Below are 26,277 nucleotides of genomic sequence, written 5' to 3'. Positions count from 1 at the left end.
TGCCTTGGTCATCGCCGTACAGACGCAGAAGGGCCGGTTCTTTCGATAAAGGAGACACAATGAGTGGAGCGAATTGATGTCGACTTATCGTAGGGAGGGGACCTGAAGTTTGATAGGCGATAGGACGCTTGCGCTAGGCAATTCTCTAACTCCCAAGTTATACTTTCTTATTTTTTAAAAAGAAAAAAGCCCTGATTGGGCTTGTATATTTTATGAAGAGACTTTTATTCTATGGGATAATGAGCGTCTGTGAATTTCTGTTTCTATAAGGCGGATGAAATCGGGACTCAGTTTCAGCTCTCTTGCTTTTTGATATGATTCGATTAATAATTCGTCTGATAGCTTGCGCATGTCCATTCACCTCCATAAAGAATATAAAGTTTGATTCTATTTACGCTTCTTCATACATATAATGTAGTTTCTATGTTGTACCCTTACTCTAGCAAAAATAAACGGTTAGAACAACCGTTCTGTTATCCACAGTATTTAGTGGATAACTTGTGGTTAAGTTGTTTATAAAATTTAGAAAAGTATATAAATGAGTGTGTTTTATGTGTATAAAGTTATCCACAGGTAAGAGGATAAAGAATATTGTCGAAAAATATTTCCATTAAAAAGGATATACTATACTTATTAGGCGCTTCCGCTTTTCGTTTGTCTAGCTGCAGCGCCTAGGGGCTCGAGGTCATAAGCCAATCCGCCTAGAAGGTTAAAGGACAACCTTCCATCCGGCTTGTCTTATGCTTGTCGCCCCTGACCAAGGCGCTTCCGCTTTTCGTTTGTCTAGCTGCAGCGCCTAGGGGCTCGAGGTTATAAGCCAATCCGCCTAGAAGGTTAAAGGACAACCTTCCATCCGGCTTGTCTTATGCTTGTCGCCCCTGACCAAGGCGCTTCCGCTTTTCGTATTTGATAGAAAGCTTTATATTGGTTATGATTGTTAAGAAAAATAGACGATTGATTTTAATTTCGAAAGGTAACTGAGGTGTGATATAGTGTTAAAGCAATTTTTGCCGGATCAGCATGCTAAAAGCATTTTTGAAATAACCCCTGAAGTTTTAAAGGAAAAAGGTATTAAAGGAATCATTACTGATTTAGATAATACGCTGGTCGAATGGGATCGGCCAAACGCTACGCCACGATTAATTAAATGGTTTGAAGAAATGAAACATAGCAATGTGAAGATTACGATTGTTTCTAATAATAATGAGGACCGTGTAAGATCATTTTCAGATCCCCTAAATATCCCGTTTATCCCTGCAGCAAGGAAGCCATTAGGACGAGCATTTAATCGTGCACTAATGGAGATGGGGCTTGCAAAGGAAGAGACAGTTGTGATTGGCGATCAATTATTAACTGACGTGCTCGGAGGGAATCGCAGTGGATTCAGGACAATTCTTGTTGTTCCAGTTGCACAAACAGATGGATTTATAACCCGTTTTAATCGAAAAGTAGAAAGAAAAATATTAAATTGGTTCCGAAAAAAAGGAATGATCCAATGGGAGGATTAATTAGTGAGTGAACAATATTCATGCATCGGGTGCGGTGTGAAGATTCAAACTGAAGACAGGGAAGCAATCGGCTATGCACCGACATCTGCTCTTGAGAAAGAAGAAGTTATTTGCCAGCGCTGCTTTCGCTTGAAGCATTATAATGAAGTACAGGACGTTCATTTAACGGATGACGACTTTCTGAAAATATTAAATGAAATCGGAAAAAGCGATGCATTAATCGTTAAAATTGTTGATATTTTTGATTTTAACGGCAGCTGGCTTCCAGGACTGCATCGATTCGTTGGGAACAATAAAATTCTTCTTGTTGGGAATAAAGTAGATTTGCTCCCGAAATCTGTGAAACCGAATAAGCTAATCAACTGGATGAAGCAGGAAGCAAAAGAGTTTGGCTTAAGACCAGAGGAAGTTTTTCTTGTAAGTGCAGCGAAAGGACAGTTTATTAATGAAGTAGCTGCAGCTATTGATGAATATCGTGAAGGAAAAGACGTATATGTCGTCGGATGTACAAATGTGGGGAAATCAACATTTATTAACCGCATATTAAAAGAAGTGACAGGAGAAGGTGATGTCATTACGACATCTCATTTCCCAGGAACCACTCTAGATATTATTGAAATTCCATTATCTGATGGAAAAGCACTTGTTGATACACCTGGAATCATTAATCATCACCAGATGGCCCATTACGTTGATAAACGTGATTTGAAAATCATTACACCCAAAAAAGAGATCAAGCCAAAGGTGTATCAGCTAAACGAAGGACAAACGCTTTTCTTTGGTGGCCTTGCTCGATTTGATTACTTATCAGGTGGGCGCAGGTCCTTCGTCTGCCATTTCTCAAATGATATCAATATTCACCGTACGAAATTAGAAAAAGCGGATGAGTTATATAGTAATCATGCCGGGGAATTACTGACTCCACCGAGAATCGAAGATATGGAGACTTTCCCTGAATTAGTTAAGCATGAATTTACAATTAAGGAAGGAAAAACAGATATTGTTTTTTCAGGTCTTGGCTGGATTACAATCAATGACCCTGGTGCAAAAGTGGCCGCTTTTGTGCCAAAAGGCGTTCATGCACTTGTGAGAAAATCCTTAATCTAAAGACAAAGAAAAGATATTGTGTGAAATCGGAGTTTCTCCTAATAAATAGATCGTATAAATAGGGGGATGGAACATGAAGAAGCTTTTTGCTGTAATAGGGGATCCAATCGCTCATTCGATGTCGCCTGCTATGCATAATGATTTATTTCAAGCTTATGGCATAGATGCTCATTACCAGCCACTAAATGTGAAAAGAGAGAACCTGAAGGAAGCTGTGATTGGTTTAAAAGCCATTGGAATAGCTGGATTTAATATTACCATCCCGCATAAAGAAACAATTATCCCATTTTTGGACAAACTGGACCCGCTTGCAGAAGCCATTGGAGCAGTGAACACGGTTGTGAATGAGGATGGAAAATTTGTCGGCTATAATACAGATGGCAGCGGGTATTTACAAGGTTTATTAACGCTGCTGCCGGAGATAACAGAGAAAAACATTCTGATTATCGGAGCAGGCGGTGCAGCAAGAGCTCTCTATTTCACATTGGCTCAAGCTGGAGTAAACAGATTAGACATATATAATCGAACGACACAAAAGGCAAAAGCGCTGATTAATGATTGCCCATTTCGTGTTCCTTCAGCCGCCATTGGAAAAGAAGAAGCAGAAAAAAACCTTGCTGATTACCAATTGCTCATTCAAACTACACCGATAGGGATGGCTCCGAATATAGAAAGTCTTCCGCTTTCATTACATAATCTACAGACTGATGCACTTGTAAGTGATATAATATATAATCCGCTTGAATCAAAGTTTTTGCGGGAAGCTAAAAACAAAGGTGCAAAAATACAAAATGGGTTAGATATGTTTGTTTATCAAGGAGCACTTGCTTTTGAAAAATGGACAGGCATTTTTCCAAATATCGAACGCATGAAAAATATTGTACTCAACCAACTGGGGGGATAAGGAAAATGTTAACAGGAAAACAAAAGCGTTTTTTACGCTCAATGGCTCACAGCCTGAACCCGATTTTTCAAGTCGGTAAAGGCGGGGTCAATGATAATATGATTAAACAAATTAGTGAAGCGCTAGAAGCGCGTGAGCTTATGAAAATTAGTATTTTGCAAAACTGTGATGAGGACAAGCATACAGTTGCAGAACAATTAGCAAAAGGAACAAGAGCGGAGCTTGTACAAATTATAGGGAACATCATTGTCCTCTATAAACAATCGAGAGAAAATAAACAAATCGTTTTACCTAAGAGGTAACAGAGGGAGCAGGAGGAGAGCACTTGAAGAAAATCGGCATATTGGGAGGCACTTTTGATCCGCCGCATCTCGGCCATTTAATTATTGCAAATGAAGTTTTGCATGCGCATAAGTTAAATGAAATATGGTTTATGCCTAATCAAGAGCCTCCGCATAAAAAAAAGACAAATGCAGTTAAAGATGAAGATCGGGTGAATATGCTCAAGTTGGCTACTGAAGGGCATCCTCATTTTAAAATTGAATTGATTGAGTTAGAAAGAAAAGGACCTTCATATACGTTTGATACAATGAAAATCCTTAAGGAAGACCATCCAGATAACCAATTCTATTTTATTATTGGTGCAGATATGATTGAGTATTTGCCAAAATGGAAAAATATTAATCAGCTAGTTGATATTGTTCAATTTATCGGTGTTAGAAGACCTTCTTATCGCCATGAAAGCCTATATCCCATTCTTTACGCGGAAGTACCTGAAATGGGTATTTCATCCAGTTTTATCCGCGGCCGTTTAAAGGAAAATAAAACGATATGTTATCTTGTTCCCGAAACAGTAAGGAGATATATTAAGGAGAATCATTTATATGGAGCGTAACCTTGCCTTATTAAAAGTGAAGGAACAATTAACAGAACATCGCTATAACCATACAATTGGTGTCATGGAAACAGCGATTATACTTGCGAAAAAATATGGCGCGAATGAAAAGAAAGCGGAGCTTGCTGCGATTTTTCATGATTATGCCAAGTTTCGCCCGAAAGAGGAAATGAAACAAATCATTATGGATCAGAAGATGGATGCCAGACTCCTGCAATTCAATAGTGAACTTTGGCATGCTCCAGTAGGAGCTTTTCTTGTTCATAAAGAAGCAGGGATTGAAGATGAGGAAATACTGGATGCAATCAGATTTCATACCTCTGGCAGAGTAGGAATGACTTTATTAGAGAAGGTTATTTATTTAGCTGATTATATTGAACCAGGCAGGCATTTTCCAGGTGTAGAAGAAGTAAGGGAATTAGCTGAGAAAAGCTTGAATGATGCATTAAAAAAATCCATTTCAAATACGATATTTTTTTTAATGAAAAAGGGTCAGCCGGTTTTTCCGGCAACATTTCACACATATAATGACCTAATTATGAATTCGGAGGATTGATTGAATGAGTGAAAGAGATTTATTATTAACCACTGTAAAGGCAGCGGATGACAAAAGAGCAGAACAAATAGTTGCATTAAATATGAAAGGAATTTCTCTAATTGCAGATTATTTTCTTATTTGCCACGGAAATTCCGACAAGCAGGTTCAAGCAATCGCCAAGGAAATGAAGGAGAAGGCTGAGGAATTAGGCTATTTTGTTAAGAGAATGGAAGGCTTTGATGAAGCAAGATGGATTCTTGTTGATTTTGGCGATGTTGTTGCCCATATATTCCATCGAGATGAAAGAGGCTATTATAATTTAGAACGCCTATGGGGCGATGCGCCGATTGAAAGTTTTCAGAGCGAGCTTAACCAATGACCTATGGAAAGTTTGCTTATCTTTACGATGAATTAATGAAGGATGTCCCCTATGATAAATGGGTGGAACTCGTAAAGGATCATGTAAGTAAATATAATACTAATGGAAAAAAGCTCCTTGACCTTGCTTGCGGAACAGGAGAGCTCTCCATTAAATTTGCTGAAGAAGGCTTTGAAGTGACTGGCGTTGACCTTTCTGAGGATATGCTGATGGTTGCTCAAGGAAAGGCTGCAGACAAGGCAATGAACGTGCAATTTTACCAGCAAAACATGGCTGAACTTGAAGGGCTTGGTCGATTCGATGTAATCGGTATTTTTTGCGATTCTCTAAATTATCTGCAGTCAGAGCAAGAGGTTTTTGATACTTTTTCGCGTGTCCATGAGCATTTGGATGACAATGGGCTCTTTATCTTTGATGTTCATTCGATCCATAAGATTATGCAAATATTTATGAATCAGACTTTTGCATTAAATGATGAAGAGATCAGCTATATTTGGCATAGCTATCAGGGGGAGCATCCGAACAGTGTGGAGCATGATTTAAGTTTCTTTGTTCTTGATCAAGGGTCAGGTCAATATGAGCGCTATGATGAACTTCATTTCCAGCGAACGTTTCCAATTGATGTGTATGTGAATTGGCTTAAGGAGACTGGGTTTGAAGTACTTGAAGTGACTGCTGACTTTGAAGCAGTGTCTCCGCAAACACATTCAGAACGGATTTTCTTTATTTGCCGGAAAGTATAGTTCAGAAAAAAGGCAAGGTCAGCTTAAAGAGCTATCTTGCCTTTTCTAATTTATTTTAAAAATAAGAAGGATTGAGTCGATGTTTGTAGAATATTATGACTGAATGGTGTAGTGTTTTTTTACTTGTTCAAGATCTTCTTTAAATTTTGCATGGGTTGCCTGAAAAACATGCTCGAATATATCCCCTAGTTCATTTTCGAGCACCTTAATTCCTTCACCCGTAATTCCTCCTTTTACACATACCTTTTCCTGCAACGTTGGCAACGTATAAAAGCCTTTTTTCATTAGTTCTCCCATTCCCATCAGCATTTCCTCAGCAAGTGTTGTTGCTGTGTCTTGGTCGATTTCTGTCTCTTTTACTGCTGCAAGAATAAAACGCTGTGTTAAATAGCTAAAAAATGCTGGTCCACAGCTCACGATATCAGAGGCTACCCGGGTAATGTTCTCTTCAATTTCGATCGGTTTTGAAATCCGATCAAACAAACTGTGTATTTGTTTTTTCCAATAATCACTGCATTCACCAAACGATAGTAATGAAACGCCGGTTAGGGCCCGATTCGTAATACTAGGAATGACTCTAGCAACAGAACAATCGGCAATGGATTCTAATTGTTTGACACTTATCGGACTAGTAATAGAAACAATACATTTTTCCTTCGTTAGGAAAGGTGAAATCTCTTTAATCACGCTATGAACATCATGAGGCTTCACGCAAACAAAGATAAGTGAAGAGCGTTCCGCCACATCTCTTCCGTTTTCTCCTACATAAATTTCCTCGTATATTTTCTTTATTTCTGCTGCTTTTGAGATTGTTCGATTTGTAATCGCCATGGATAAAGGGGAAACGGCTTTTCCATCAAGTAATGCTTCTGCCAATATTCTCCCCATATTCCCTGTACCAATGATTCCAACGTTCATGCTCATCCCCCCTTCACAAGCAAACTTACTCATATACGATATGAAATTCCCATGCAGTTTATGCTAAAAAAAGAAAGGATGGTATAGATGATTGAATGGATAAAAACCAATAAACTTGTTGTATTAGGTGGAATTTTTATTATCCTTGCAGGAGCTTATTTTTTACTTGAACCAGCATCAGAAGAAAGTAATGTACTTGATAATGAGGAGGAATGGCTAACTAGTGAAAGGACTGTAAACGAAAATATAGTGGAACACGAAGAAGAAGTAATTGTCATTGTCGATGTGAAAGGTGCTGTAAATAACCCAGGTGTGTATGAAGCTGAAAATGAAGATCGAGTGATTGACATGATTAATATGGCTGGCGGATTGAAGGAATCAGCAGATGAGGCGAAGATTAATTTTGCTACACGAGTAGAGGATGAAATGGTTATTTATGTCCCTGAAATAGGAGAGGAGATGGAGCAGGAAGGCGGGATGATGACAGTGATGGGAGGAACCGATCAAAAAGATGGGAAGGTAAATATTAATACGGCAGATGACACCGAACTGCAAACATTAACTGGCATAGGACCAGCAAAGGCAGCTGCTATTATCGATTATCGGGAAAAAAATGGTCCATTTAAAGTAATAGAAGATTTGAAGTTAATTAGTGGAATTGGAGAAAAAAGCTTTGAAAAATTAAAAGAGCAAATAAAAGTAAAATGAAGAATCCATTGACCCATTTTTCATAGGGGCTTACACTTGATGGTAAGGTGGAATTTTACGAGAATTTGTCGAAAGAGAAATGGGAGAGTGGGATGAAATGGAAAGAATATCTTGGAATCAGTATTTTATTGCTCAAAGTCATCTGCTTGCATTAAGAAGCACATGTACAAGGTTATCTGTTGGAGCAACGATCGTAAGAGATAAGAGAATCATAGCTGGCGGATACAATGGTTCCATAGCTGGTGGGGAGCATTGTATCGATGAAGGATGCTATGTGATTGATAACCATTGTGTCCGAACAATCCACGCGGAAATGAATGCAATTCTTCAATGTGCGAAGTTTGGGGTACCAACAAGTGGAGCAGATTTATATGTCACGCATTTTCCTTGCCTTCAATGCTGTAAAGCAATTATTCAAGCAGGAATTAAAACCGTGTTCTATTCAAAGGATTATAAAAATCATCCATATGCAATGAATCTTTTTGAAATGGCAGGGGTAAAGGTCGAACAAGTAGAAGGAAATGAGATCTCAATCGAATTTCATTCACAAGGAAGCGATAAGTAGAGAATAATAATAGTGGGGATCATCGCCTTGGATGATGGTTCTCACAAGACCTCTTGAGGAAAAAGGAGAATCGTAGATGTGAAAGGAAGCTGGATTTATTTCACTGCCACCGCACTCGCCGGTATTCTAGCAGCTTTTGTCCATTTTGTTGTCTTTATCATGGTGTTCTTTTTTCTGCTTCTATTTCTATGTAAAATAAAGGGTTTTTCGAAAAAAAATCTTTTCATTATTAGTATAATTTTTTTCTTTTTTCTAATAAGGAGTGAACTAGTTGAAAAGGCAAATAATACAGAATTTGCAGCTAATGAGACTAATTTTTATATTTTGTTTCAGAAGGATATAAAAGTAGATGGAGACCGTCTGTCAGCCGTTAGTAAAGAACTGATTCGTAAAGAAAAAATCGTTATTTCCTATCAAATAAAATCAGAAAAAGAGAAAAAATGGATTGTTGAAAATCTAAAAACAGGGATAGCTTGTAAGGTAACAGGCACCCTTTCAGAACCAAGTACGGCAACAAATGTAAATGCCTTTAACTACAAGGAGTATTTACGAAGAAATCAAATTTTTTGGATTTTAAAAGCGGATCAAGTAAATATGTCTCAATGTACCTCTCAAAAGAAAACCCCCTTCTCCTTCTTCCAGTATGTTAGGGAAAATGGCATTCAATATGTACAGGACCATTTTCCAAGCGAATCAGCTCCATTAGCAATCGCTCTCCTCTTTGGGGAACGGGATTATATTGACACCAATGTATTAGAAACATATGAGAAACTTGGTATTGTGCATTTATTGGCAATCTCAGGTCTTCATGTCGGTATGCTGGCAGGAATGATTTACTATTTAGGAATTCGCATCGGGATAACAAGAGAACGAATGACAATCGGATTATTACTTTTTTTACCTTGTTATGCATTACTGACAGGTGCAGCCCCTTCAGTAATTCGTGCTGTATCCATGATGGTTCTCTTCTTATCCTTGAGAAAATGGAGCATACACGCTATAAATACAATCGATATTATTAGCATTGTTTTTCTCGTGTATACTTTTCTTACCCCGTATGTCATTTATGATGTAGGGTTCCAGCTTTCATTCAGTGTAAGCTTTGCTCTCATACTTTCTGCGCCAATCCTCTTAAAAAGATTCCACCAGGCTATCCCCCTTCTGCTTGCAACATCGATGATTTGTCAATTAGCAGCAGTTCCTATCATGCTTTATTACTTTTATGAAGTTTCCCTTATTTCTATCGTAGCCAACGCGATCTATATTCCGTTATTTTCATTGATTATATTGCCGGCCATCTTTCTTTTATTTCTTCTTCATTTGCTGCTCGGAACAACGATAGGGGTCCTAATTCAGCCATTAAATTTGCTCATCATGGGAATGAATGACCTCGCACGTCAGCTATCCCTTGTTCCCTTTGCTATGCTTACTTTTGGCAGACCCTCTATGTTTGTCATGTTCTTGTATTTATGGAGCATTCCGTCGTTTTTCTCATTATGGGAGCGGATAAAAGGAGCCAAACGTTTTGTGCAAGCTTTGCTTCTTCCACTTAGTATCATGTGCATTCATTTGTTGGGAAATGCCTTATCCCCATACGGAGAAATTACTTTTATTGATGTTGGACAAGGCGACAGCATCTTAATCAAACTGCCTTTTGGAAGAGGAACTTACTTAATTGATACAGGAGGGACCATTCAATTCAATAGTGAGGAATGGAAAATAAGAAAGAAGGAATTTGAGGTTGGAAAAGAGGTTGTCGTTCCATTTCTAAAAAGTAGGGGAATCGCAACAATTGATAAGCTTATTATTACGCATGGGGATGCCGATCATATCGGTGGTGCTTTATCCGTATTGAAAGAGCTCCATGTAAAAGAAATCATTTTGCCAAAAACTCAAGAGCAATCTGAGCTTGAAAAAGAATTGCTAACAATGGCAAAAAAGCTTAGAATTCCGTGGGATTTTGTAAGTGCAGGTGATAGCTGGAAAGGAGGAGAAACTATTTTTCATGTCGTTTCACCGCAAGCTGGAGTGGAGGTAGAGCGTAACAATGGTTCAACTGTTCTCTTTGTAAAAATCGGCGGGCTTAGATGGCTTTTTACAGGTGATTTAGAAGAAGAAGGAGAAAAGCAATTAATAAATGATTACGATAAACTAAAAATTGATGTGCTAAAGGCTGGTCATCACGGCAGTAAATCTTCAACAACAGAATCATTTCTTGATCAGCTCGAACCGAAGATTGCTATCATTTCGGCAGGGAAAAATAACCGTTATGGTCATCCAGCCGAAGAAGTGTTAACGAATTTGAATGAACGAAAGATAATAATTTTACGAACAGATCAGCATGGGGCAATTACCTATTTTTTTAAAGGTGAAACTGGAACCTTTTCTGCGGTACATCCATAAGATAATATAAATCAGCTGAACAAATGAAAAGAGGCTGCAAACGCAGCCTCTCAAAAATCCTTATACAGTCTAGCTTCAGGTGCTATCGGCTCTTTGTCCTAAGCCAATCGTCAAAAAGGTTACAGAATGACCTTTCTGCCGGCTCATCTTATACTTGTCGCCGATAACCCGCACCTTCCGCAGTTCTTTCTATGTAGTCATTAAGATCCGATTACTTTAATGACTGTTGCAATAATAAACACAGTTGCGAAGAAGCCGAAAGATACGATGAATCCAATTCCAGAGTCAATGGCATCATTCTGCTTATATTGGACGTCTTTTTCAAATTCGTTCACAGTCTACCCCTCCTATTTCCTATATAGTATAAGGCATTAGAATGAAAAAATCTAGCGTTCCTCGCCGTATTTCCACTTGTGACAAGAGTTGTCACAAATAAGTAAAGATTGTGAGGAAAGAATAGTATTACATTGGTGCACCGTCAGGACAGGAGTATCCTAGGCCTCTTGTTTTGACGTTCTATATAGATGGAGGAATTGACATTTTTATGATGTGTCAATTCCTTTTATATTTTTTTATATTATCAGAATTTATAACTTTGGGATTGAAGAATTGTCTAGCTACAGCGCCTATCGCCTATCAAACTTCGGGTCTCCTCCCTACGATAAGTCAACATCGGTTCGTTATCGCTCACCGTGTTTCCTATATCTCAGTCGGAACCCCTCCAGTTTGTACGGCGATGACCAAGGCGCTTTCGCTTTTCTAATTACTTGTCAAACGCTTCAAGCTTCATTAGGATAATAATAGGTAATCCAAAATGTGAACGGAGCGAAGGCTAGTGATTTTTGATCTTTGGAAACAAATTAAAGCAAGGAAATTTTCTTCATTATATTTATTATATGGTCCGGAAGCCTTTCTTATTAATGAGACGAAACAGCTGCTAATCAGCCATTTATTAAATGAGGAGGAGATTGATTTTAATCTATCCTCTTATGATTTAGAGGAAACCCCGATTGATGTGGCGCTAGAGGATGCCGAAACGTTTCCATTTATGGGAGAAAAAAGATTGATTTTTTTGCAAAACCCAGTTTTTCTTACTTCTGTTAAAACAAAAGAGAAAGTAGAACATAACCTGACAAAGCTTGAAGCCTATCTGAAAGAACCTTCTCCTTATTCCATTGTTGTCTTTACTGCCCCATATGAAAAGTTAGATGAACGGAAAAAAGTGACAAAGGAAATCAAGAGAAGTGCTGCGATATTAGAGGCGAAAAAGCTGAGTGAGGCTGAATTGAAGGCTTGGATTAGGGACCGGACTGCTTTAAATGGAGTAGAAATAGATGATAAGGCGACGGAAATGCTGCTTACACTGGCAGGTACAAATTTATTTACACTCACTAGTGAGGTGGACAAGCTCGCACTATACATTGGTTCAGGCTCAAAAATTGATGAAGGAACGGTAGAAATGCTTGTTGCCCGGTCATTAGAGCAAAATATCTTTTCCTTAATTGACAAAATAGTGAACAGACAAGTAGAAGGGGCATTAAGAATCTATTATGATTTATTGAAACAGAATGAAGAACCTATTAAAATCCTGTCGCTAATTACAGGTCAATTTAGACTCATTTATCAAGTGAAAGAGCTTGCACGAAGAGGATACGGTCAACAGCAAATTGCTGGTCATTTAAAGATTCATCCATTTCGAATTAAGCTTGCTGCTGGACAGGCCAGACTTTTTGCTGATGAAGAGCTTGCTCATATTATAAATTTATTAGCTGAAGCGGATTATCAAATGAAAACGGGTGGAATGAATAAAGTAATGCTAATTGAGATGTTCTTATTTCGATTACATGATCAAGCTTATAAAAAATAGGCAGCCTAAGTTAAATCTTAGGCTGCCTTTTTTAAAGTAGTGTCTAGCTACAGCGCCTATCGCCTATCAAACTTCAGGTCCCCTCCCTGCGATAAGTCAACATCGAATACGCTATCGCTCTTCGTGTTTCCTTTATCGAAAGAACCGGCCCTTCTGCGTTTGTACGGAGATGATCAAGGCGCTTCCGCTTTTCGTGTAAAATAAAAGGCTATCCATGAAAGATAGCCGTTATTCTTTAAACTTATGCGTTTAAAGCGTTCATTTTTTTTGTTAAACGAGATTTTTTACGAGCAGCAGCATTTTTGTGGATTAGACCTTTTGCAGCAGCTTTATCTAGCTTACGAGCAGCTTCAGCAAAAGTATTCTTTGCAGCAGCAGCATCGTTAGTAACGATTGCAGCTTCAACCTTTTTAACAGCTGTACGCATAGAAGATTTAACAGTTGCGTTATGAGCGTTACGCGCTTCACTTGTTTTCACACGCTTAATAGCAGATTTAATGTTTGGCATTCCATTCACCTCCTACAAAAAGCATCGAGATTATATTAACTCGACTTTCACATCATTCATTAACAATCAAATATTAAGAACAAGTGATATTTTATCAAACACTCCGTTCTTTTGCAATACTCTTCGTCTATTTTGATAAGTTGAAGACTTTAAATGAGGGAAAAGAAGTGAAAGAATTGCCTGCCATTAAATGAATGTTTTTCCATCTAGAAGGAAAGGATAGAAGAAAGTCATGTCATTTGACGACTAAAGAGAAGAATGCGAGGGGAACATCTTGGAACAATTGGATTTGAGTAAATATGCTATTAGAACTGATCTTGCAATTGAAGCACGGGAAATGGCCATCGCAGATCAGCAAAAGCATGTACATGATCAGGAAGATCTTTCACAAATTGAAGGAGTTATTATTAAAGAAAAAGAAGAGGAAGATATAAAGATTTCCTTTGTCGAGGTAACAAAAAAAGGGGCAGCAGCGATTGGGAAAAAAGAGGGAAGATATTTAACCTTGGAGGCTGTAGGAATTCGTCAGCAGGATACAGTTATGCAGCAAAAGGTAGCAAAGATATTTGCTGAGGAATTTTCTCAGTTTTTAAAGCAGCTTGGAATAAGGGACGATGCGTCATGTTTAGTTGTAGGCTTAGGGAATTGGAATGTGACACCCGACGCTCTAGGACCACAGGTTTGTGAAAACTTGCTCGTCACCCGTCATCTTTATCAGCTGCAGCCAGAAAGTGTGGAGGAAGGGTATCGCCCAGTTAGTGCGATTGCTCCTGGAGTTATGGGGTTAACTGGTATTGAAACGAGTGATATCATCTTTGGCATTGTTGAAAAGACGAAGCCAAATTTTGTCATTGCGATCGATGCATTGGCATCAAGATCCATTGAGCGTGTGAACTCAACGATCCAAATTTCAGATACAGGAATTCATCCTGGTTCAGGAGTTGGAAATAAACGAAAAGAAATAAGCAAGGAAACATTAGGAATTCCAGTTGTAGCAATCGGTGTGCCAACTGTGGTAGATGCAGTTTCTATTACTAGCGATACGATAGATTTTATTTTGAAGCATTTTGGAAAGGAATTGAAAGAAGGGGACAGACCTTCAAGAGCATTGGCTCCTGCTGGTATGACCTTTGGAAAAAGAAAAAAGCTCACAGAGGAAGATTTGCCGGAGGAAGAGCATCGAAAGACATTTTTAGGCATGATAGGAACACTGCCTGAAGATGAAAAGCGGAAATTAATTTATGAAGTGCTTTCTCCGATTGGGCATAACCTAATGGTAACGCCAAAAGAAGTAGATGTGTTTATAGAAGACATGGCAAATCTAATTGCCAATGGACTAAATGCAGCGCTGCACAGCAACGTAAAACAGGAAAATGCAGGTTTTTATACAAGATAACGAGACAAAGGGTAAGGTCCCTTGTCCCCTGTTGTGAAAAAATAACTATATTAATGTTTTGAGTTCTATCTTCTCTAGCAATGTCATATGAATTACTAGACTTGCTTAAAGAGAGGTGGAACGATGAAACCTTTGAAACCCAATGGGTTTATTGTTTTTGTACAAGGGACAAGCTTATTAAAAATCTGTGGAGGTTTTCTCCTATTTCTATTATTAATCTTTTCAATTAGTGGTGTACTTACGTCGTTAAAGCCTGAATTTCGAATCAGTTCTTCGTCTGTAAATACGGCAACGAATAAAGTGACAGGAGAAATGCTCTATCACTTGCTTGGTTGGGAGAATCACCATCTATTGCAAGGATTAGGGGAAGAGAAAGACAAGCCGACTTTAATGAACTTTGTTTTTAAGCTATCAACGAATATTAATTTAGATGATCCGCGAAGTTTATTAGGAAGAGAGCTGCCTTCTTTTTCTTTATATGATAGTAAGATTGTTGTAGCAAGTGAAGGGACCGACTATACGAATATGCCAATGGAGTCTACCCCTCCTCTTGAGGTGCTGAGGGCAGAGCAAGAAGCGACCTTGCAGAATACGGAAAATATTGATCAGCCGGGTGAAGGAAATCAAGTTCCGGATTCTGGGTTAACAACAGGAGAAAGAAAAGTTGTTCATCTTTACTTTTCGCATAATCGTGAATCCTATTTGCCGTATTTAAAAGGAGAGACAGATCCAAATAGAGCGTACCATTCCCAATTAAATGTGACAAAAATTGGGGATAAACTGAAGGAAGAACTTGAAAGTCGAGGGATTGGTACTTCCGTTGATAAAACGGATATTAATGCCATCTTAAATAAAAAGGAACTTGGATACGGTGCATCTTATCGCGAATCTAGACCTGTTGTTCAGGAGGCAATGGCTGGGAACAAGGATATACAATATATTATTGATATCCATCGAGATGCAAAAAGAAAAGAACATACAACACTCACAATTAATGGGGAAAATTATGCTAAACTCGCATTTGTCATAGGAAAGAAACACGCGAATTATGAAAAAAACCTGCAGCTTGCTGAGAAATTGCATAAGCTGATTAACGAAAAATATCCAGGGTTAAGCAGAGCTGTAATTGTAAAGTCTGAAGGAAATGCCAAATATAATCAAGATCTATCCGAAAACGCTATGCTTATCGAATTCGGCGGGGTGGACAATACCTTTGAAGAGCTATACCTTTCTGCAGGAGCGTTAGCAGATGTCTTCAGTGATTTTTATTGGCAAGCTGAAAAGGTCAATCAGCCGGTACAAGGACAAACAGATAAAAAATAAAATTGATAGGTGATTTGTTATGAAGTGGTTTATGGTGAAAGCATTTTTCCTTATCTCACTTATGTTTATTGCGGTGTTATTTGGCATGCAGCTTGCAAATGAAGGCATCCACAATATGAAAGGCTATGATGATGCAAATTTCAAGGATCCATTTGCTGTAAATGAAAATGAAGGAGGGGAGCTCCAAGCTTCTATCCTTGGGAATGATATTTCCAGCCATGACTTGCAGCGGAAAAAAGAGAAGCTTGAGGAAATGAAAGCTTATAATTTCTTTTCATCCTTAGGCAAGTCACTTTCGGAAGGGATATCAGAGGCAACGGAAAAAACGATTCACCATATAACCAATTTAATAAATGGAGAGTAGCGGCTGCATTTTCGAGCAGTCGTTTTTCTTTTGGCTAAACACCAATTACCGTAAAACTTTCTCTTACTGTTTAGCATTGAATCTTCATAAACGTACTGCTATAATCAAAAAATAGTGCATGTTCGATAAAATGTAAAAGAATAGCTTTTTTGAAGTTAGACGGATGTCTAGCCCCAGGTATTGTGAGATGAACCTGGTGCTTTTCTTAGTAGGAGTGAAAAGAAAAACAATGAACAGAGAAGAAAGATTAAAGAGACAAGCAAAAATACGGAATTTTTCCATCATTGCTCATATTGATCATGGGAAATCAACTTTAGCTGACCGCATTCTTGAAAAAACGAATGCATTGTCTTCACGTGAAATGAAGGATCAGCTATTAGATTCGATGGATTTAGAGAGAGAACGCGGAATTACGATTAAATTAAATTCCGTTCAATTAAAATATAAAGCAAAAGATGGAGAAACGTATATTTTCCATTTGATTGATACACCTGGGCATGTCGACTTTACTTATGAGGTTTCCCGGAGCTTAGCTGCCTGTGAGGGGGCAATCTTAGTAGTTGATGCAGCTCAAGGGATTGAAGCACAGACGCTTGCCAATGTTTATTTGGCACTTGATAACGATTTGGAGATTCTTCCAATCATTAACAAAATTGATCTGCCGAGTGCAGATCCAGAACGAGTAAGAAATGAAATTGAAGAAGTAATCGGACTCGATGCTTCTGAAGCGGTTCTTGCTTCTGCGAAAGCTGGAATTGGAATCGAAGAAATATTAGAACAAGTGGTCGAAAAGGTTCCTGCTCCAACAGGTGATCCTGACGCGCCATTAAAGGCTCTCATATTTGATTCTCTCTTTGATGCGTATCGAGGGGTAGTTGCCTATATTCGTGTAGTTGAAGGGACAGTTAAAGCCGGAGACAAAATAAGAATGATGGCAACAGGGAAAGAATTTGAAGTAGTTGAAGTCGGCGTATTTTCACCGAAAGCACAGGTACAAGATGAATTGACTGTTGGTGATGTTGGTTTCCTAACGGCATCCATTAAAAATGTTGGGGATACGCGTGTAGGGGATACAATTACGAACGCGAAAAATGGTGCAACAGAAGCGTTGCCTGGTTATCGAAAATTAAACCCAATGGTATACTGCGGACTTTATCCAATTGATAGTGCAAAGTTTAATGATTTGCGTGAAGCACTTGAGAAGCTGGAGTTAAATGATTCGGCTTTGCAATTTGAACCAGAAACATCACAGGCATTGGGCTTTGGCTTCCGTTGCGGATTCCTTGGATTGCTTCATATGGAAATTATTCAAGAGCGGATTGAACGTGAATTTAAAATTGATTTAATCACGACAGCGCCAAGTGTAATTTATGATGTTATCATGACAGATGGCTCACAATTGAAAGTTGATAATCCTTCAAATATGCCTGACCCGCAAAAGATTGACCGTGTGGAAGAACCATATGTAAAAGCAACAATGATGGCGCCGAATGACTATGTTGGTGCGATTATGGAACTTTGTCAGGCAAAGCGCGGAATTTTCATTGATATGCAATACATGGATGAAACTCGTGTAAATATTATTTATGAAATTCCATTATCTGAAATTGTCTATGATTTCTTTGATCAGCTGAAATCAAATACAAAAGGATACGCTTCTTTCGACTATGAATTAATTGGCTACAAGCCATCCAAGCTTGTTAAGATGGATATTCTTTTAAATGCGGAAAAAGTAGATGCTCTAAGCTTTATCGTTCATAAGGACTTTGCTTATGAGCGTGGAAAGGTGATTGTTGATAAGCTAAAGGATCTGATTCCTCGTCAGCAATTTGAGGTTCCCATTCAAGCAGCGATCGGTCAGAAAATTGTTGCTCGTTCAACCATTAAAGCGATGCGCAAAAACGTTCTAGCTAAATGTTATGGCGGTGACATTTCCCGGAAAAGAAAGCTTTTAGAAAAGCAAAAGGAAGGGAAAAAACGGATGAAGCAAGTTGGATCTGTTGAAGTTCCGCAAGAAGCATTCATGGCAGTCCTAAAAATGGACGATAACGGCTCGAAGAAGTAAAGATAATTGCATTGTAAAGGGAGGTTGGATATGCTTTTTTAATAAAGCAGATCAGCCTCTTTTTTATTTTAATAAAGGTAGTGAAAAAATGATTAAAGCAGCATACATTCATATTCCCTTTTGTGAGCATATTTGCCACTATTGTGATTTTAATAAAGTATTTCTTAAGGGACAGCCTGTTGATGAGTACCTTGAGTCACTTGAAAGAGAAATCAAGATGACGCTAAATGAAACACCAACCAAACATTTAGAAACCATTTTCATTGGCGGCGGCACGCCGACAGCATTAAATGAGCAGCAGCTCGAAAAACTTTGCCAAATCATTAAGACCCATCTCCCTTATAGCGATGAAACAGAATTCACTTTTGAGGCAAATCCTGGGGATCTTTTCGAAGAAAAACTACAGATTTTATATCATGCTGGAGTGAATAGAATTAGCTTTGGCGTTCAGACTTTTAATGAGGAGCTATTAAAGCGGATTGGAAGAGTTCATCGTGCTAAAGATGTTTTTCAATCGATAGACTCAGCCAAAAAAACTGGTTTTAAAAACATAAGCATTGATCTTATTTACAGTTTGCCTGGACAAACGCTTTCCGATTTTAAAGAAACACTGGAAACCTCTTTTCGTCTAGATATCCAACACTACTCTGGTTATTCCTTAATCATTGAACCAAAAACTGTTTTTTATAATTTGATGCGTAAAGGTCAGCTTCTATCACCTGGCGAGGATGTAGAAGCGGAAATGTATGAAGTGTTGATGGAAGAAATGGTCAAGCGTGGATTCGAACAATACGAAATCAGTAATTTCTCAAAACCTGGTTGTGAAAGCAAACATAATTTAACTTATTGGAATAATGAATGGTACTACGGATTTGGTGCAGGGGCACATAGCTATGTTAATGGCAGCCGAATTTCTAATCATGGTCCATTAAAAAAATATATGGATTCGGTAAATGATCGCAGCTTGCCTATTCTCGAAAAGCATCTAGTAACAAAGGTGGAGCAGATGGAAGAAGAAATGTTCTTAGGGTTACGGAAAACAGCCGGGGTTTCCATTTTACGGTTTAAAGAGAAATTTGCTGAAAATCCCTTATCTTTATTTGAAATTGAATTAAAAACACTCATCGAAAGAGACTTAATTCAAGTGACAGATCAGCAAATATGTTTGACGAAAAAGGGACGCCTCTTAGGCAACGAGGTTTTCCAGTCATTTTTAAAGTAGCCGGCTGCTATATAACGGCAGGATTCAGCAAAATTTTCTTTATATTGTGTTTGCGCATTAAATGTGAAAATCAAGGTAAATGAATTGACACAACCCCTGTCATTTGATAATTTATTATTAGAATTAGCACTCGCTATTAATGAGTGCTAACAGAGGTGATAACCGTGTTGACCGATAGGCAATTATTGATACTTCAGGTTATTATTGATGACTTTATTCAATCGGCACAGCCAGTTGGATCTAGAAGCTTGTCGAAAAAAGAAGAGATTTCTTTTAGTTCTGCAACGATACGCAATGAAATGTCTGATTTAGAAGAGCTAGGCTTTATTGAAAAGACACACACATCTTCAGGAAGAATTCCATCAGACAAGGGCTATCGATACTATGTAGACCATTTGCTGGCACCGCAAAAGCTTGACCAGGAAGACGTTTATAAAGTGAAATCGATCTTTGCAGAGAGAATTTACGAACTGGAGAAAATCGTCCAAAATTCAGCCAGAATCCTTTCTGAATTAACGAACTACACAGCGATTGCGTTAGGACCTGCAGTTAGGGAAAATAAATTGAAGAAAATTCAAATCATCCCTATTAATAAACAAACGGCAGTGGCAATCATTGTGACTGATTCAGGTCATGTGCAGAATCGTATGTTCCAATTGCCAGAAACGATGGATTTAGGGGAGCTAGAGAAATTAGCAAATATTTTAAATGACCGTTTAGCAGGCTCATCCATTGAAAGTTTAAATGATAAAATTTATAAAGAAGTTGCCCTTATGTTAAGGCAGCATATAAATAATTATGATTTCATTCTGCATTCTATTGCTGATACACTGCTTATCCCGTCCCATGAAAAATTATTTTTTGGCGGAAAAACCAATATGTTAAGTCAGCCAGAATTTCATGATTTTGAGAAGATTAAAAGCCTTATGACGATGATTGAACAGGAAGACAGTATATATGAGCTTATTCGTAAAAATCAATCTGGCATCAACATAAAAATTGGTCGTGAGAATAATAATACGGCAATGGAAAATTGCAGTTTGATTACTGCTACCTACTCAATAGGAACAGAGCAGCTCGGGTCCATTTCTATATTAGGACCTACAAGAATGGAATATTCACGAGTAATTAGTTTACTGGACTATATAAGCCGTGATTTAACAGCTGTTCTGACTAAGCTGTATCAAGGCAATTAACCATGTAAATAGCAGCGATGGGTGGGGATTTTCCATCCCTTGCTTATGTTTTTTTGCGGCTGAAAATAGTAAAATAATCAACCTGTAAATACTTTAGGGGAGGTGAACAAGTTGGCAGAGGAAAAAGATATTCTAAATGAAGAGGCAACTGAAGAAACAGAAGCGGTAGAAACGAATGAAAATACTGCTGAAGCTGTTGAAACAAAAACTGCTTCACCTGAAGTCAATGAAGAAATTTCAATTGAGGACCAGTTAAAGGCAGCGCAAGAAAAAACAGCAGAATTAGAAGCAAAGCTAGAAGAGGCGGAAAATCGCTATTATCGTCTTCAGGCTGATTTTGAAAATAGCAGACGCCGTGCACGATTGGATCTTGAAGCGTCTGAAAAATATAGAGCACAAAGTTTAATCATCAATCTATTGCCAGCAATAGACAATTTTGAGAGAGCTCTTCAAATGGAAGCTGATGAGGAACAAGCTAAATCTATTTTACAAGGAATGGAAATGGTTTACCGCAGTTTGCTGGAGGCTTTAAAAAATGAAGGTGCTGAACCAATTGAAGCTGTAGGGAAAGAATTCGATCCGCATATTCACCAAGCAGTCATGCAAGTGAATGAAGAAGGCTTTGATTCTAATCATGTTGTAGAAGAGTTTCAAAAAGGATATATCCTGAAGGACAGAGTCATTCGTCCAAGCATGGTAAAAGTAAATCAGTAATTACATATTCGCGGGAGGTAACTAGTATGAGCAAAATCATCGGTATAGATTTAGGTACAACAAACTCATGTGTCTCTGTTTTAGAGGGTGGAGAAGCAAAAGTAATTCCTAATCCAGAAGGCAATCGTACAACTCCTTCAGTTGTAGCATTTAAAAATGGTGAACGCCAAGTTGGGGAAGTTGCTAAACGTCAATCGATTACCAATCCAAATACAATTATGTCTGTTAAACGTCACATGGGAACAGACTACAAGGTAGAAGTTGAAGGAAAAGAGTATTCACCACAAGAAGTTTCTGCCATCATTCTTCAGTATTTAAAATCATATGCTGAAGAATATCTTGGTGAAAAAGTGGAAAAAGCAGTTATTACTGTTCCAGCATACTTTAACGATGCAGAACGTCAAGCAACAAAGGATGCAGGTAAAATTGCTGGACTTGAAGTAGAACGTATCATTAATGAACCAACAGCTGCTGCATTAGCATATGGTATGGATAAAACGGATGAAGACCAAACGATTCTTGTATATGACCTTGGTGGCGGAACGTTTGACGTTTCCATTCTTGAATTAGGGGATGGAGTGTTTGAAGTAAAATCTACTGCAGGTGATAACCGCCTTGGGGGAGACGACTTTGACCAAGTAATCATCGATTATTTAGTTGAACAATTTAAAAAGGAAAATGGCATTGATCTTTCTAAAGACAAGATGGCTGTACAACGATTAAAAGATGCAGCTGAAAAGGCGAAAAAAGATCTTTCTGGTGTAACAACAACGCAAATTTCCTTGCCGTTTATTACAGCTGGTGAAGCAGGACCGCTACATCTTGAAGTTTCTTTATCAAGAGCAAAATTCGATGAGCTTTCTTCCCATTTGGTAGAACGTACAATGGGACCAACTCGTCAAGCATTAAGCGATGCTGGCCTATCAGCTTCTGAAATTGATCGAGTGATTCTTGTTGGTGGATCTACTCGTATTCCTGCTGTTCAAGAAGCAATCAAAAAAGCAACAGGAAAAGAGCCTCATAAAGGGGTTAACCCTGATGAAGTAGTTGCAATGGGTGCAGCTATTCAAGGTGGAGTAATCACTGGCGATGTGAAAGATGTTGTTCTACTAGATGTAACACCGCTTTCACTTGGTATCGAAACAATGGGTGGAGTATTCACGAAACTAATCGATCGTAATACAACCATTCCAACATCAAAATCACAAGTATTCTCAACTGCTGCTGATAACCAATCTGCTGTTGATATTCACGTGTTGCAAGGCGAACGTCCAATGGCTGCCGACAACAAGACATTAGGTCGCTTCCAGCTTGGTGATATTCCTCCAGCACCACGAGGTATTCCGCAAATTGAGGTTTCTTTTGATATCGATAAAAACGGAATTGTAAATGTACGTGCGAAAGATCTAGGAACAAATAAAGAGCAAACCATTACAATTAAATCTTCAACTGGCTTATCGGATGAAGAAATCGATAAAATGGTAAGAGAAGCAGAAGAAAATGCGGAAGCTGATAAGAAGCGCAAGGAAGAAGTAGAGCTTCGCAATGAAGCAGATCAGCTTGTATTCACGACTGAAAAGACATTGAAGGATCTTGAAGGAAAAGTGGATGAAGCGGAAGTCGCAAAAGCAAACGAAGCGAAGGATGCTTTAAAAGCAGCGATTGAAAAGAATGAATTAGAGGAAATTAAAGCGAAGAAAGATGCTTTACAAGAAATCGTTCAAGCTTTGACAATGAAGCTATATGAACAAGCGGCACAGCAGGCTCAGGCAGCACAAGGAGCAGAAGGTCAAGCAGGAAAAAGCAATGATGACAATGTAGTTGACGCAGAATTCGAAGAGGTTAACGACGATAAATAAGTTAAGACCTTTATTCTTTAAAAGTCAAAGTCAGGATATCTTGGCTTTGGCTTTTATTTTTGGTCGATGTTAAAGCGAGTATTCAGTTTGGAAATCATAGGGCAGTAACATTCTATAGTTGCACAATTAAAACAGACAATGATAAAATAATCTTTATGTGAAATGATTCGGGGAGTGTAAATCTCATGGACAAAAGGGATTACTATGAAGTCCTTGGTGTCAGCAAAAGCGCATCCAAGGATGAAATAAAAAAGGCTTATCGAAAGCTATCCAAAAAGTATCATCCGGATATTAATAAAGAACCGGATGCAGATGAAAAATTTAAAGAAGTAAAAGAAGCCTACGAAGTGTTAAGTGATGATCAGAAAAAGGCTCATTACGATCAGTTTGGCCATACAGATCCGAATCAAGGCTTTGGCGGCGGCGGATTTGAAGGCTTCGGCGGCTTTGAAGATATTTTCAGTTCATTCTTTGGCGGCGGCGGTTCCAGACGTCGTGACCCTAATGCACCTCGACAAGGGGCTGACTTGCAATATACAATGACTCTCTCATTTGAGGATGCTGTATTTGGGAAAGAGACGGAGATTGAAATTCCTCGTGAAGAAACATGTGAAACATGTAACGGATCAGGGGCAAAACCAGGAACAAAACCTGAAACATGCGGACATTGCCATGGGTCAGGACAGCTAAATGTAGAACAAAACACACCATTTGGAAAAATTGTCAATCGCCGCGTGTGTCACCACTGTAGTGGAACAGGGAAACAAATTAAACATAAGTGCTCGACATGTGGCGGAGCAGGCAAGGTGAAAAAACGCAAAAAGATTCAGGTTAAAATTCCAGCTGGGATTGACGATGGTCAGCAGCTGCGAGTATCTGGACAAGGTGAACCTGGTATAAATGGCGGACCTTCAGGCGATTTATATGTTGTGTTCCATGTTCGTTCACATGAGTTCTTTGAGCGTGATGGCGATGATGTTTACTGTGAAATGCCGATAACATTTGTTCAAGCGGCATTAGGAGATGAAGTGGAAGTACCGACTCTTTACGGAAAAGTGAAGCTTAAGGTACCAGCTGGTACGCAAACAGGAACAAAGTTCCGCCTAAAGGATAAAGGAATACAAAATGTAAGAGGCTATGGCAAGGGAGATCAGCATATTATTGTCCGTGTGATTACGCCTACGAAGCTGACAGAAAAACAAAAGCAGCTGCTTCATGATTTTGCAGAGGTTAGTGGACAGGTTCCGCAGGGAGAGCAAGAAGAAAGCTTTTTTGCGAAGGTGAAACGAGCATTTAAGGGTGAATAAAGGGAAATGGAGTTGGTAGAAGTGAAATGGTCAGAAATCAGTATTCATACAACAAATGAGGCAGTGGAGCCGATTTCGAATATTTTACATGAGGCCGGAGCAAGTGGTGTTGTTATTGAGGATCCATTCGAGCTTATTAAAGAGAGAAGAGATCAGTTCGGCGAAATCTACCAGCTTAATCCAGACGACTATCCTGAAGAAGGAGTAATCGTGAAAGCCTATTTACCTGAAAATAGTTTTCTCGCTGAGAATGTAGAAGAAATAAAAGAAGCGATTAATAATCTCGTTTTATATAATATTGATATTGGAAAAAATGATGTTAGCATTAGTGAAGTAAATGAAGAAGAATGGGCAACAGCGTGGAAGAAATATTATCATCCAGTGAAAATTTCTGAACGGTTTACAATTGTTCCAACTTGGGAAGATTATACACCTGTATCAAGCGATGAACTAATTATTGAACTTGACCCTGGCATGGCGTTCGGAACTGGAACACATCCAACAACAGTGATGTGTATCCAAGCATTAGAACGAACGGTTAAAGCAGGAGATAAGGTCGTCGATGTTGGTACTGGTTCAGGCGTATTAAGCATTGCTGCAGCAATGCTTAGTGCTGATAAAGTAACTGCGCTTGATCTTGATGAAGTGGCTGTAAACTCAGCAAAGCTGAATATCGAATTGAACAAAGTCCATCATGTAGTAGATGTGAAGCAAAATAATTTGCTTGATGGGGTAGAGCCTGGTGCTGATATTGTTGTAGCCAATATTTTGGCTGAGGTTATTCTCCGCTTTACTAATGATGTCTCTTCCGTTGTTAAACAAGATGGCTATTTCATCGCTTCTGGAATCATTCAACCGAAAAAACAAGAAGTAAAGGAAGCAATGATTGAAGCGGGTTTTGAAATTGCAGAAACACTGCAAATGGAGGATTGGGTAGCAATCATCGGAAGAAGAAAGTAATAGTAAAAAAGGGGGACTTGATATTGTCCTCCTTTTTATACGTTATTTATCTAAATGAAGGAAGGTGCCGGAATGCAGCGTTATTTTGTCAATCAATCTGCTGATGAAACCCGTTTTACCATTGCAGGTGATGACTATCATCATATTGCTCGGGTGATGCGGATGAAGGAAGGGGATCAGATTATTTGTGTGACTCCTTTAAATAAAAGCGCTGTCTGTGCAATTGCAGAAATTACCGATGAACAAGTAATAACAGAAGTTGTACAATGGATCAGTGGGACATCAGAACTTCCAATTGAAGTAACAATTGTGAGTGGACTACCTAAAGGGGATAAGCTCGAATGGATTATTCAAAAAGGGACCGAGCTTGGCGCTTTTCAGTTTATCCCTTTTATTTCAGCGCGCTCAGTTGTAAAATGGGATGAGAAAAAGGCTGAAAAAAAGTTGGAACGGTGGCAAAAGATTGCGAAAGAAGCAGCCGAACAATCCCATCGAACAATTCTTCCAAAGGTAAAAAGTCCTATAAATATAAAATCCTTAATAAAAATAAGTGAGGACTTTGACTATAAATTAATAGCTTTTGAAGAAGAAGCGAAACAAGGAGAGGCTTCTGTCCTTTCAAAAATATTGGCTGAAATGGAAAAAGGCCAAACATTATTGTTTGTTTTCGGACCTGAAGGTGGTTTAACTGAGCAAGAAGTTTCTAGCTTAAGGGAACACGGATTCTGTTCTTGTGGACTTGGTCCAAGGATTTTAAGAACTGAAACAGCTCCACTATATGCACTTTCAGCTGTTTCCTATCATTTTGAATTAATGGAGTGAATTTAT

At 38.6% G+C, this 26,277-nt stretch carries 26 protein-coding genes and 1 pseudogene; 23 read left to right on the top strand and 4 right to left on the bottom strand.

Annotated features, from left to right (window positions below; genetic code table 11):
* Window positions 1-210 precede the first annotated feature (210 nt).
* Window positions 211-351 carry a sporulation histidine kinase inhibitor Sda gene (locus AN957_RS19760; RefSeq protein WP_053477090.1) on the bottom strand — a complete coding sequence of 47 codons (141 nt, stop codon included), beginning with the start codon at window positions 349-351 and terminating at the stop codon, window positions 211-213.
* A 641-nt stretch (window positions 352-992) separates the two neighbouring features.
* Between AN957_RS19760 and AN957_RS19755 the strand changes: the two genes are divergently transcribed.
* The 8 genes from AN957_RS19755 (at window position 993) to AN957_RS19720 (ending at window position 6,074) form a co-directional block, all read left to right on the top strand.
* A complete protein-coding gene (locus tag AN957_RS19755) occupies window positions 993-1,508 on the top strand; it encodes a YqeG family HAD IIIA-type phosphatase (RefSeq protein ID WP_053477089.1) in 516 nt (171 codons plus the stop codon).
* A 3-nt stretch (window positions 1,509-1,511) separates the two neighbouring features.
* Window positions 1,512-2,615 carry a ribosome biogenesis GTPase YqeH gene (gene yqeH, locus AN957_RS19750; protein WP_056685794.1) on the top strand — a complete coding sequence of 368 codons (1,104 nt, stop codon included), beginning with the start codon at window positions 1,512-1,514 and terminating at the stop codon, window positions 2,613-2,615.
* Between the two features lie 73 nt (window positions 2,616-2,688).
* Window positions 2,689-3,519 (top strand): shikimate dehydrogenase, encoded by an 831-nt coding sequence (aroE, locus tag AN957_RS19745; protein ID WP_056685791.1) that lies wholly within the window; start codon window positions 2,689-2,691, stop codon window positions 3,517-3,519.
* 5 nt (window positions 3,520-3,524) lie between these two features.
* A complete protein-coding gene (gene yhbY / locus AN957_RS19740) occupies window positions 3,525-3,821 on the top strand; it encodes a ribosome assembly RNA-binding protein YhbY (RefSeq protein ID WP_053477086.1) in 297 nt (98 codons plus the stop codon).
* A 23-nt stretch (window positions 3,822-3,844) separates the two neighbouring features.
* Entirely contained in the window at window positions 3,845-4,414 is a 570-nt protein-coding gene (locus AN957_RS19735; RefSeq protein WP_056685788.1) for a nicotinate-nucleotide adenylyltransferase, read from the top strand.
* The gene (gene yqeK, locus AN957_RS19730; protein ID WP_056685785.1) at window positions 4,404-4,970 is read left to right on the top strand and encodes a bis(5'-nucleosyl)-tetraphosphatase (symmetrical) YqeK; all 567 of its coding nucleotides are present in this window, start codon (window positions 4,404-4,406) and stop codon (window positions 4,968-4,970) included. Before AN957_RS19735 ends, yqeK begins: the two co-directional genes overlap by 11 nt.
* Window positions 4,971-4,974: 4 nt before the next feature.
* Window positions 4,975-5,331, top strand: a complete 357-nt coding sequence (gene rsfS / locus AN957_RS19725) for a ribosome silencing factor (protein WP_056685782.1) — start codon at window positions 4,975-4,977, stop codon at window positions 5,329-5,331.
* Complete coding sequence (locus tag AN957_RS19720; RefSeq protein WP_056685779.1) at window positions 5,328-6,074, top strand: class I SAM-dependent DNA methyltransferase; 747 nt, start codon at window positions 5,328-5,330, stop codon at window positions 6,072-6,074. Before rsfS ends, AN957_RS19720 begins: the two co-directional genes overlap by 4 nt.
* Window positions 6,075-6,167: 93 nt before the next feature.
* On the opposite strand, the gene comER is transcribed toward AN957_RS19720, so the two are convergent.
* Complete coding sequence (gene comER, locus AN957_RS19715) at window positions 6,168-6,992, bottom strand: late competence protein ComER (protein ID WP_053477081.1); 825 nt, start codon at window positions 6,990-6,992, stop codon at window positions 6,168-6,170.
* An 87-nt stretch (window positions 6,993-7,079) separates the two neighbouring features.
* Between comER and AN957_RS19710 the strand changes: the two genes are divergently transcribed.
* From AN957_RS19710 to AN957_RS19700, 3 genes and pseudogenes are all read left to right on the top strand, one after another.
* Window positions 7,080-7,700: a helix-hairpin-helix domain-containing protein gene (locus tag AN957_RS19710; RefSeq protein WP_056685776.1), complete on the top strand. Its 621-nt coding sequence runs from the start codon at window positions 7,080-7,082 to the stop codon at window positions 7,698-7,700.
* A 97-nt stretch (window positions 7,701-7,797) separates the two neighbouring features.
* Window positions 7,798-8,250: pseudogene (locus AN957_RS19705) on the top strand (ComE operon protein 2); the annotation flags it as partial.
* A gap of 93 nt (window positions 8,251-8,343) precedes the next feature.
* A complete protein-coding gene (locus AN957_RS19700; protein ID WP_056685773.1) occupies window positions 8,344-10,668 on the top strand; it encodes a DNA internalization-related competence protein ComEC/Rec2 in 2,325 nt (774 codons plus the stop codon).
* A 200-nt stretch (window positions 10,669-10,868) separates the two neighbouring features.
* Here the strand turns inward: AN957_RS19700 and AN957_RS27065 are convergent, their stop codons facing one another.
* Window positions 10,869-11,003 carry a YqzM family protein gene (locus AN957_RS27065; protein WP_075209192.1) on the bottom strand — a complete coding sequence of 45 codons (135 nt, stop codon included), beginning with the start codon at window positions 11,001-11,003 and terminating at the stop codon, window positions 10,869-10,871.
* 500 nt (window positions 11,004-11,503) lie between these two features.
* On the opposite strand from AN957_RS27065, the gene holA reads away from it, so the two are divergent.
* Window positions 11,504-12,535: a DNA polymerase III subunit delta gene (gene holA / locus AN957_RS19695; protein WP_053477078.1), complete on the top strand. Its 1,032-nt coding sequence runs from the start codon at window positions 11,504-11,506 to the stop codon at window positions 12,533-12,535.
* A 241-nt stretch (window positions 12,536-12,776) separates the two neighbouring features.
* Here holA and rpsT read toward each other — a convergent pair whose 3' ends face one another.
* Window positions 12,777-13,043, bottom strand: coding sequence for a 30S ribosomal protein S20 (gene rpsT, locus AN957_RS19690; protein WP_053477077.1), 267 nt, complete (start codon window positions 13,041-13,043; stop codon window positions 12,777-12,779).
* Window positions 13,044-13,314: 271 nt separating this feature from the next.
* Between rpsT and gpr the strand changes: the two genes are divergently transcribed.
* The 11 genes from gpr (at window position 13,315) to AN957_RS19635 (ending at window position 26,271) form a co-directional block, all read left to right on the top strand.
* Window positions 13,315-14,439 carry a GPR endopeptidase gene (gene gpr, locus AN957_RS19685; protein ID WP_056685770.1) on the top strand — a complete coding sequence of 375 codons (1,125 nt, stop codon included), beginning with the start codon at window positions 13,315-13,317 and terminating at the stop codon, window positions 14,437-14,439.
* Window positions 14,440-14,562: 123 nt separating this feature from the next.
* On the top strand, window positions 14,563-15,762 hold the full coding sequence (gene spoIIP / locus AN957_RS19680) for a stage II sporulation protein P (RefSeq protein ID WP_056685767.1): 1,200 nt from the start codon (window positions 14,563-14,565) through the stop codon (window positions 15,760-15,762).
* 19 nt (window positions 15,763-15,781) lie between these two features.
* Window positions 15,782-16,126, top strand: coding sequence for a YqxA family protein (locus tag AN957_RS19675; protein ID WP_056685764.1), 345 nt, complete (start codon window positions 15,782-15,784; stop codon window positions 16,124-16,126).
* Between the two features lie 229 nt (window positions 16,127-16,355).
* Window positions 16,356-18,191 (top strand): translation elongation factor 4, encoded by a 1,836-nt coding sequence (gene lepA / locus AN957_RS19670; protein ID WP_056687245.1) that lies wholly within the window; start codon window positions 16,356-16,358, stop codon window positions 18,189-18,191.
* Between the two features lie 88 nt (window positions 18,192-18,279).
* Entirely contained in the window at window positions 18,280-19,413 is a 1,134-nt protein-coding gene (gene hemW, locus AN957_RS19665; RefSeq protein ID WP_056685761.1) for a radical SAM family heme chaperone HemW, read from the top strand.
* Window positions 19,414-19,577: 164 nt separating this feature from the next.
* On the top strand, window positions 19,578-20,609 hold the full coding sequence (gene hrcA / locus AN957_RS19660) for a heat-inducible transcriptional repressor HrcA (protein WP_056685758.1): 1,032 nt from the start codon (window positions 19,578-19,580) through the stop codon (window positions 20,607-20,609).
* A 111-nt stretch (window positions 20,610-20,720) separates the two neighbouring features.
* A complete protein-coding gene (gene grpE, locus AN957_RS19655; protein WP_056685755.1) occupies window positions 20,721-21,323 on the top strand; it encodes a nucleotide exchange factor GrpE in 603 nt (200 codons plus the stop codon).
* Between the two features lie 26 nt (window positions 21,324-21,349).
* Window positions 21,350-23,182, top strand: coding sequence for a molecular chaperone DnaK (gene dnaK, locus AN957_RS19650; protein ID WP_053477069.1), 1,833 nt, complete (start codon window positions 21,350-21,352; stop codon window positions 23,180-23,182).
* Window positions 23,183-23,367: 185 nt separating this feature from the next.
* Window positions 23,368-24,489, top strand: a complete 1,122-nt coding sequence (gene dnaJ, locus AN957_RS19645) for a molecular chaperone DnaJ (RefSeq protein ID WP_053477068.1) — start codon at window positions 23,368-23,370, stop codon at window positions 24,487-24,489.
* Between the two features lie 21 nt (window positions 24,490-24,510).
* A complete protein-coding gene (gene prmA, locus AN957_RS19640) occupies window positions 24,511-25,449 on the top strand; it encodes a 50S ribosomal protein L11 methyltransferase (RefSeq protein ID WP_053477592.1) in 939 nt (312 codons plus the stop codon).
* A 72-nt stretch (window positions 25,450-25,521) separates the two neighbouring features.
* Entirely contained in the window at window positions 25,522-26,271 is a 750-nt protein-coding gene (locus tag AN957_RS19635; protein ID WP_056685752.1) for a 16S rRNA (uracil(1498)-N(3))-methyltransferase, read from the top strand.
* Window positions 26,272-26,277: the final 6 nt, after the last annotated feature.

The sequence above is a fragment of the Cytobacillus solani genome, from assembly GCF_001420595.1.
In the GTDB taxonomy this organism is placed as follows: Bacteria; Bacillota; Bacilli; order Bacillales; family Cytobacillaceae; genus Cytobacillus; species Cytobacillus solani.
Note: the sequence above shows the minus strand (reverse complement) of the source record. Positions and strands in the feature narration are given on the sequence as shown.